This window comes from Kocuria sp. ZOR0020 (assembly GCF_000800955.1).
GTDB classification, from domain to species: Bacteria; Actinomycetota; Actinomycetes; order Actinomycetales; family Micrococcaceae; genus Kocuria; species Kocuria subflava.
Map to the genome: position 1 here is coordinate 1 of NZ_JROX01000086.1, position 8148 is coordinate 8148.

Consider the following 8148-nt stretch of genomic DNA (forward strand, 5'->3'; position numbering starts at 1 on the left):
CCGACCCCCGTGACACGCACCCCGCTTGGGCCCTTACCCACACTCATTTGGGAAGGGCCGCTTCTGGTACGGGGCGATCTCGTCAATGTATCCAGACATCGTTCATTGGAACTTGGTGTTGGAGTTCGACGGCAGTCAACCCATGATGCTCATTGGGCCACCTGTACCGACCGCTGCGGTGGCAGCCGTAGCCGCAACTCACGGTCCGGAAGCACTCTTTCAGCACCCTGCCTTGCGCCCCTTGACCAACAACTGAGGGGTAGCTGCTGAACCGCTCAGTCGCCATCCCATGCAGCCAACTGATCGTCAGGCAGATCGTCGAAGAAGCTGGCCGGCATCACGAAGGAACTGAAGCCCAGCTCACGTCGATCGGACTCAGCAGGTACCAGGCGCGCGATGGTCCCCGAGCCCCTGGCGATCAAGACGGACTCTCAACGTTCAACTTCGGCCAGGAGCTCACATAGGCGCGCTTCCGCCTCGTGAATGTGAACCCTCTTCATGAGCCCACCCTGTAGGCCGCCCCGCCATCAGCCCCCGTACGTGCTCAGATACCTCTGGATCCGTTCGGAGTCGGAGGCAAAGAAGTCCTCCGGGGCGCCGTCGAAACCAATGCCGCCGTCGGCAAGGAAGATCACGCGCTGCGCCACGGTGCGGGCGAACTCGATGTTGTGGGTGACCACCACCAGGGAGCGGCCTTCCTGGGCAAGGTCCACCATCACGCGGGTGACCTCAGCAGCCAGTTCGGGGTCCAGGGCGGAAGTGGGTTCGTCGAACAGCAGGAAGTCCGGTTCAACGGCCAACGCGCGGGCGATGGCCACACGTTGCTGCTGCCCACCGGAGAGGTTGTCCGGGTACTCCTCCAGGCGGTCGCCCATGCCCACGCGGTCCAGGTAGGACTGTGCGCGGGTACGGGCCTCATCCTTGGAGATCTTGCCGTTGAGCACCGGCGGCAGGCTGACGTTGCCCAGCACGGTCTGGTTTGGGAATAGGTTGTAGCCCTGGAACACCATGGCCGAGTGCTGGCGAACGGAGCGGATCTGTGCATCGGTGAGCCGCTGGCCAAACGACACGGAGTCACCGTTGACCGTCAGGGCACCGGTCTCCGGAACCTCCAGCAGGTTCATGAACCGCAGCAGCGTGGACTTGCCGGAACCGGAAGGGCCCAAGATCACGGTGGTCTGACCGTCCGGGAGGTTCAGGGACACGTTGTTCAGAACAGTGTTGTCCCCGTAAGCCTTGGAAACGTTCTTCAACTCAAGCATTGGTGCTCCTGACGTAACGGTTGGAGACCTTCTCCAGGCGGGACTGGAGCACGGACAAGATGGTGAACAGCAGCAGGTAAATGGCGGCCACCTCCATGTAGAGGGCCAGCGGCTGGAAGGTGGTGGCAGCAATCTGGCGGCCCACCTGGAACACGTCAGCCAGGGTGATCACCATGACCAAGGATGTGCCCTTGACCAGGTCAATCAGGTCATTGCCCAGCGGCGGCAGCGCAATGCGCAGAGCCTGCGGGGCAATCACGTGGCGCAGCATCTGCCAGCCGGTGTAGTTCAAGGTCTTGGCGGCCTCAATCTGCCCCCGCGGAATGGACTGCACGGAAGCACGCAACGTTTCCGCGGCATAGGCGCCGGTGTTCAACGTGAACGCAATGATGGCCGAGGTCCACGCGGACAACGTGATCCCAATGGCGGGCAGCCCGTAAAAAATGATGAACAACTGCACCAGGATGGGCGTGCCGCGGAACAGCCACACGTAAAAGCGGGAGATCCACTGCAGCGGTTTGACCCGCCCCATTCGCATGGTGGTGGCCAACACAGCCACCACCAACGCCAGGATGAAAGCAATGATGCTCAACGGGATGGTCACCGTGATGGTGGCCAGCAGCAGTTGGGGCAGTGACTCTGCCCAGAGTGAGAAAAGTTCAGTCATGATTCCGGGGTGAGGTCAAGAGAAACGTACTTCTGGTAAATGCGCGCCAGATCGCCGTTGTCCATGTGGGTGCGGAGGGATTCGTCAATGGCGGCCTTGAGGCTGTCCTGCCCCTTGGCCATCAGGATTGCGGATTCAGCGGGGTCCCCAAGGGTGCCGTCCAGCAGGCGGATGTCAACGTCAGGGCGCTGTTGGAAGAACGCTTCAAAGGTCACGTAGTCATTGCCGGTCATGTCCACACGGTCAAAGGAGACCAGCATGATGGCCTCGTCAAAGCCCGTCACGGGAACAAGATTGGCTCCTGCCTTGGCCATTTCCTGGCCAAAGTTGGAGGTTTCCGTCTGTGCTGCCGAGTGGTCCGGGATTTCATCCACGGACTGCAACGGGGAATCACCGGAGACCCCCACTTTGCCCTCACTGATGGCATAGGGGATGGAGAAGTCAAAGACCTCCCGGCGGGCGTCCGTGGGTGCAATGTTGTTGATCACAATGTCATATCTGCCCACGTCAACGCCTGCAATCAGCGAATCCCACTGGGTTTCCACATACACCGGCTTAACGCCCAGATCGGCTGCCACCAGGTCCGCGATTTCCTTTTCGAATCCCACCAGTTCACCGGTGGAATCGTGGTAACCGTACGGCTGGAATGTCCCCTCCATGCCAATCCGGATTTCCCCGGCCGCACGGATCTTCTCCAGTTCATCACCCTGAACCGCTGACGACGACGTCGAACCGTCCCCACCCGAGCACGCTGCCAACGCCAGGGACAATCCACCCAATCCCAAGCCACCCAGCGCTGCACGCCGAGTAACGGGGGAGTTCAGGCGCGCCCGGGCGGCGGAAGGACGGTCAGGCTGGATCGATCGCATGAGTCAGATCCTCAATCAGGTCTTCAGCTTCCTCGATGCCCACGGCCACGCGCAGCAGGTTCTCCGGAATCTGGGCCAGGGCGCGGTCTTCATCCGAGTAAGCACCGTGGGTCATGTGAGCGGGCAGGCAGATCAGGGACTCGATGCCGCCCAGGCTCACGGCAAAGCCGAACACTTTCAGTTCGGCCAGGAAGGCTCGAATGTCCTTGTCCTGGGTCAGCTCAAACGCGAACACGGCACCGTTGCCGGTGGCCTGCTCGGACTGGATGCGAGTTTCCTCCTCGTTGAAAGAGCCAGGCTCCACCACACGCGCCACGGACGGGTGCTCACGCAGGGCCGCCACGATCTTCCGGGTGTTCTCCTGCTGGCGGTCCAGGCGCAGACCCAAAGTCTTCACGTTCTGCAGCAGTCGGTAGGAATCAATGGGGGAGAGCACCCCGCCCAGAATGACCTGCGACTGCGCCACGGTGGCGGCAAGGTCGTCGTCGTTGGTGGCCACCACGCCGGCCAACAGGTCCCCGTGGCCGCCCAGGTACTTGGTGGCGGACTGCACGGTCAGATCGGCCCCCAACTCCAGGGGCCGCTGCAGGTACGGGGTCAGGAAGGTGTTGTCCACCACCACCAGGGCGCCGTGGGAGTGCGCCAGATCGGCGATGCGGCGGATCTCCGCCACCCGCAGCGTGGGGTTGGTGGGGGTCTCCAGGAACACCATCTTGACGGCGTCCGTGAAGTGCTCATCCGTGAGTTGGTTCAGATCCGGAACAAAAGTGGTGGTCACCCCGCGCTTGGGCAGCTCAATGCTGGCCCAGCGGTAGTTACCGCCGTACACCGGCAGGCCCATGATGACCTCATCACCGGAGGCCAGCATGCCCAGAACGGAGGCCGTGGCAGCCATGCCGGTGGAGAAAGCGAACGCGTGCTCGGCGCCCTCCAGGGCAGCCAGCGTGGTCTCCGCATCCGTGCGCGTGGGGTTGGAGCCGCGCTGGTACTCGAACTCACCCTCGCCGCCCTCGGTGGGCTGCAGGAAGGTGGATGCGGTGTGGATCGGTGGCACGACGGCGTCCAGATGGTTGCCGTGCAGCGCATGAATCACGCGGGTGTTGAAGCCGGGCACTGTTGCTCCTGATTGGTGGTGGGGACCTGATTCTTGTCCCTACAACCAACCCGGGCCACATGAATAGTCCGTTGGTCAGCAGACTGTGGCGCGGCACATAGGTTTTGTGACGCCCGGTTTCAGTTGGCTGGGAGCCGGTGGCTCGTGAAGGGGACAGCAAAGCGTTTGTCGTCCTCTCAGTCGTAACCCAGGTGCGCAAGTTCCGGGTCCAGTGGCGCTGAACGCTTGGCCAGCAGGACCAGAAGAATGGCCGGCCCCAGCACGGGAATCACTGCGATCACCAACAACCACCCGGACAGTCCGGCGTCGTGCAGGCGCCTCACGGAGGTCTTGATGAAGGGGATCATGTGCAACAGGCCGATACCCCACCCATCAGCCCGTCACCAGGTGGAACCGGCAGAATCGGCGGCAATGTCCCCACCATCCGCGCCCAGCCTGGCGGCACACCTGAGTCGCAATGTTCGCCGTCTGGAGCAACCACGCCGTGAGCCAGGCATTGACCTTGCCCGCGGTTTGGCGGTTCTGGGCATGTTTGCAGCACATCTGATGGTGGTCCCGGAACTCGTCTGGGCTGACCCCGGAACCTGGCTGGGGGTGGTGGAGGGCCGTTCCTCCATCCTGTTTGCCACCTTGGCTGGAGTGTCATTGGGGCTGTTGGCCCGGTCCGCCTCACAAGCGCCCGGGATTCAGGCAGGTGCGCGAACCTCCATCGCCATCCGCGCGGTGGTCATCTGGGCCATCGGGTTGGGGCTGCTTGCTTTTGAGATCCCTGTCTACATCGTGCTGCCCGCCTACGGTGTTCTGCTCTTGATCGGTGCGATCATGCTCACGTGGTCCACACGATGGTTGCTGGCCACCTCACTGCTGGTAGCCGTCACTGCACCCTTTCTGGTGGCTTTCATCAACCGCCATGGTCCGCCCGTTCCGGACTCGGCCGCAGAAGCTGTGTTCAATGCATTGGGGTGGAACTACCCGTTCGTTCTCTGGGTGGCATTTGTGGCCGCCGGCCTGGTGGCCGGCCGGGCGGTGGCGCACTCAACCACCCGCACACTGGTGATGGCGGCGGGCGGTGCGGTGGCCGCCGTCGTTGGATACGGGGTGGTGGGGCCTGCGGGAAATGCCGTGGTGGAAACCCACGGTGAATACCTGCCCCCGGGTACGCGGCTGTGGGCACTGTCCGTGGTTCAGAGTTTTCCGCATTCCTCAGGGGTGGGGGAGGCCGTTGGATCGGGCGGGTTCGCGCTGGCGGTGATTGGCCTGTGCGTGCTGATCGGTCGCACGGCAGTGCGGTGGCTCCTGTGGCCCATGCGCGTACTCGGCTCCATGCCCTTGACCGCTTACGTGGCGCATCTGGTGGTTTGGGGAATCTGGATTCTGGCCAACCCGGAGGTGGGCTGGGTGATTGATCCGCTGGACGGCTTCCGCGCCCTGGACCCGTTCTGGCCCATGACCTTGGGAATCACCACCGGGTGCATCCTGTGGGCGCTGTTGGTGGGGCGTGGTCCACTGGAATCCTTGCTGCACTTCCTGGCCAGTCCATCCGTGGCCCACGAACACCTGAAGGACGCTCAGAGCACCTGACGGATGTGGGTTTCAAACTCCTGAACATGGGTGCACATGGTCTGTGCTGCAGCCTCGGCATCGCCGTCCACAATGGCCCTCAGCAGAGTTACGTGGACCTCAATGTGATGGTGGATCACGGGCAGCCGGTCCGCGGCCACACACCAGATCCGTGTGGCCAGATTGTTGTACCGCTCCAAGGTGGCCTGGAGGTGGCTGTTGCCGGCGGCGGCGTAGATCTCCCGGTGGATGCGCCGGTCCCAGCGCAGCGCGTGGTCCCTGTCCGCAGGAGTTGGCGGCGTGGACTCCAGTTCCTGGATCAACGCCTCCACAGCATCACGACGACGCCCCCCACGCATCTGCGCCGCCAACCCTGCGGCAAGAGGTTCAAGCACCTGGCGGACCTGAGAAATCTCAGACAGCGCGGTGATGTCCACGGGTGTGGCAAAGGTTCCCCGCCGTGCGTAGGTCATCACCAGGTGGTCTGATTCCAGCCGTTTGAGGGCCTCCCTCAGCGGGGTGCGTCCCACGCCGAGCTCGCGGGAGAGTTCGCCCTCGTTGACCGGCTCCCCGGGGGCGATGTCCAGGAAGATCAGGCGGTCCTGCAACTGCTCAAAAGCCTGGTCAGCCAGGGATCGCGTAGGGCCTGGTGGTGCCGTGGCGGCTTGCGTGGTGGCGGGTTGAACGGTCATGCCCTCCACTCCTTCCCGGTCTTGTTGAGGTCACGGTGAAAAAGGTCATTGACACCGATTCGAGCCCTAGCATAGCGTGGCCGCACAACAGATATATCAGTCCTGTATCAGGATTGCCGCTGAGCTGCGAACGGAGCCATCCATGGCTGACCTGCTCCCGGAACACCCAGACTTTCTGTGGCGTAACCCGGATCCCAAGCCCTCCTACGACGTCGTGATTGTGGGTGGTGGTGGACACGGACTGGCCACGGCCTACTACCTGGCCAAGCACCACGGCATCACCAACATTGCGGTGTGTGAGCGTGGATGGCTGGCCGGCGGCAACATGGCCCGCAACACCACCATCATTCGTTCCAACTACCTGTGGGATGAATCGGCTGCCATCTATGAGAAGTCGCTGAAGCTGTGGGAGGTCCTTCCGGAGGAGCTGGAGTACGACTTCCTGTTCTCCCAGCGCGGCGTGATGAATCTGGCCCACACCCTGGGGGACGTCCGGGAGAGCGTGCGGCGCGTGAACGCCAACAAGCTCAACGGCGTGGATGCCGAGTGGCTCTCCCCGCAAGAGGTCAAGGAACTGTGCCCCATCATCAACATCGGGGATGACATCCGTTACCCCATCATGGGTGCCACCTATCAGCCGCGTGCGGGGATCGCCAAGCATGACCACGTCGCCTGGGCATTCGCCCGCAAGGCGGATGAAATGGGCGTGGACATCATCCAGAACTGTGAGATCACGGGATTCCTCAAGGAGGGCGACCGTGTGACCGGAGTGGAAACCACCCGCGGCACCATTCACGCCGGCAAGGTGGCGCTGTGCGGCGCGGGGCACTCCTCGGTCCTGGCGGAGATGGCCGGATTCCGGCTGCCCATCCAGTCCCACCCGCTGCAGGCGTTGGTCTCAGAACTTCATGAACCCGTCCACCCCACCGTGGTGATGTCCAACCACGTGCATGTCTACGTCTCCCAGGCGCACAAGGGCGAGCTGGTCATGGGTGCCGGTATTGATGCCTACAACGGCTACGGCCAACGCGGTGCCTTCCACGTGATCGAACAGCAGATGGCTGCGGCCGTGGAACTGTTCCCCATTTTTGCCCGAGCGCACGTGCTGCGGACCTGGGGCGGCATTGTGGACGTCACTCTGGATGCCTCCCCGATCGTCTCCAAGACGCCGGTGGACCAGATGTACGTCAACTGCGGTTGGGGTACGGGCGGATTCAAGGGCACTCCCGGCGCCGGCTTTGCCTTTGCCCACACCATTGCCACGGATGAACCGCACCCGCTCAACGCGCCCTTCAGCCTGGAGCGTTTTGAAACCGGTGCCTTGATCGATGAGCACGGCGCGGCCGCAGTGGCCCACTGACGCTCACCCGAATCAACGACGCCGAACACCTGCGGACGCTCACCCTCAGAAAGAGACCACCATGTTGCTGATCGAATGCCCCTACTGCGGGCCACGTGATGAAACCGAGTACCACTACGGCGGTGAAGCCCACGTGCCGTACCCGGAGGACCCTGCTGCACTGACGGACAAGGAGTGGGGCGAGTACCTGTTCTACCGCCGTAACACCAAGGGCCTGTTGGCAGAGCGGTGGGTGCACACCGCCGGATGCCGCAAGTGGTTCAACGTGGTGCGCGACACCGCCACGTACAAGGTCCAGTCCGTCTACCGCCTCACCGATCCGCGCCCGAGCACCGGAGGTGCATTGTGATGCAGGCACAGTCCGCGAATCAGTCACACCGCCTGTCTGCAGGCAATGCAGCGGGTCACGGCATCAACCGTGACCAGAGCTTGTCCTTCACTGTGGATGGCCGTCAGTTCCAGGGCCATGCCGGGGACACCGTGGCCTCCGCCCTGCTGGCCAACGGAGTGATCACCTGCGCCGACTCCATGTACCTGGGCCGCCCCCGCGGTGTCATGGCAGCCGGCGTGGAGGAGCCCAACGCACTGCTGAAGGTCACGGCCCGCCATGACGTTGACGTGGAT

At 63.0% G+C, this 8148-nt stretch carries 10 protein-coding genes; 4 read left to right on the forward strand and 6 right to left on the reverse strand.

Translation table 11 applies throughout. The features are described from left to right. Positions 1 to 527 precede the first annotated feature (527 nt). From L979_RS05780 to L979_RS15010, 5 genes are all read right to left on the reverse strand, one after another. Complete coding sequence (locus tag L979_RS05780; protein WP_047690327.1) at positions 528 to 1262, reverse strand: amino acid ABC transporter ATP-binding protein; 735 nt, start codon at positions 1260 to 1262, stop codon at positions 528 to 530. After that, positions 1255 to 1929, reverse strand: coding sequence for an amino acid ABC transporter permease (locus L979_RS05785; protein WP_047690330.1), 675 nt, complete (start codon positions 1927 to 1929; stop codon positions 1255 to 1257). The genes L979_RS05780 and L979_RS05785 overlap by 8 nt, the downstream gene beginning before the upstream one ends. Next, entirely contained in the window at positions 1926 to 2798 is an 873-nt protein-coding gene (locus tag L979_RS05790) for a transporter substrate-binding domain-containing protein (protein WP_156125434.1), read from the reverse strand. The genes L979_RS05785 and L979_RS05790 overlap by 4 nt, the downstream gene beginning before the upstream one ends. Then, positions 2779 to 3912 carry a PLP-dependent aspartate aminotransferase family protein gene (locus L979_RS05795; RefSeq protein WP_047690333.1) on the reverse strand — a complete coding sequence of 378 codons (1134 nt, stop codon included), beginning with the start codon at positions 3910 to 3912 and terminating at the stop codon, positions 2779 to 2781. Before L979_RS05795 ends, L979_RS05790 begins: the two co-directional genes overlap by 20 nt. 176 nt (positions 3913 to 4088) lie before the next feature. Beyond that, a complete protein-coding gene (locus tag L979_RS15010; protein WP_255349594.1) occupies positions 4089 to 4265 on the reverse strand; it encodes a DUF805 domain-containing protein in 177 nt (58 codons plus the stop codon). A gap of 58 nt (positions 4266 to 4323) precedes the next feature. Here L979_RS15010 and L979_RS05805 point away from each other — a divergent pair, with 58 nt between their 5' ends. Next, positions 4324 to 5493: a heparan-alpha-glucosaminide N-acetyltransferase domain-containing protein gene (locus L979_RS05805; RefSeq protein WP_052209563.1), complete on the forward strand. Its 1170-nt coding sequence runs from the start codon at positions 4324 to 4326 to the stop codon at positions 5491 to 5493. Here the strand turns inward: L979_RS05805 and L979_RS05810 are convergent. After that, positions 5481 to 6164 (reverse strand): GntR family transcriptional regulator, encoded by a 684-nt coding sequence (locus L979_RS05810; protein WP_047690340.1) that lies wholly within the window; start codon positions 6162 to 6164, stop codon positions 5481 to 5483. The two genes, L979_RS05805 and L979_RS05810, sit on opposite strands and share 13 nt — an antisense overlap. Positions 6165 to 6306: 142 nt before the next feature. Between L979_RS05810 and L979_RS05815 the strand changes: the two genes are divergently transcribed. From L979_RS05815 to L979_RS05825, 3 genes are all read left to right on the forward strand, one after another. Beyond that, positions 6307 to 7524: a sarcosine oxidase subunit beta family protein gene (locus L979_RS05815; RefSeq protein WP_047690343.1), complete on the forward strand. Its 1218-nt coding sequence runs from the start codon at positions 6307 to 6309 to the stop codon at positions 7522 to 7524. A 61-nt stretch (positions 7525 to 7585) separates the two neighbouring features. Then, positions 7586 to 7873, forward strand: a complete 288-nt coding sequence (locus L979_RS05820; RefSeq protein WP_047690345.1) for a sarcosine oxidase subunit delta — start codon at positions 7586 to 7588, stop codon at positions 7871 to 7873. Continuing rightward, positions 7873 to 8148: 2Fe-2S iron-sulfur cluster-binding protein (locus tag L979_RS05825; protein ID WP_047690348.1), on the forward strand; the 276-nt coding region annotated here is incomplete at its 3' end. The genes L979_RS05820 and L979_RS05825, both read left to right, overlap by 1 nt.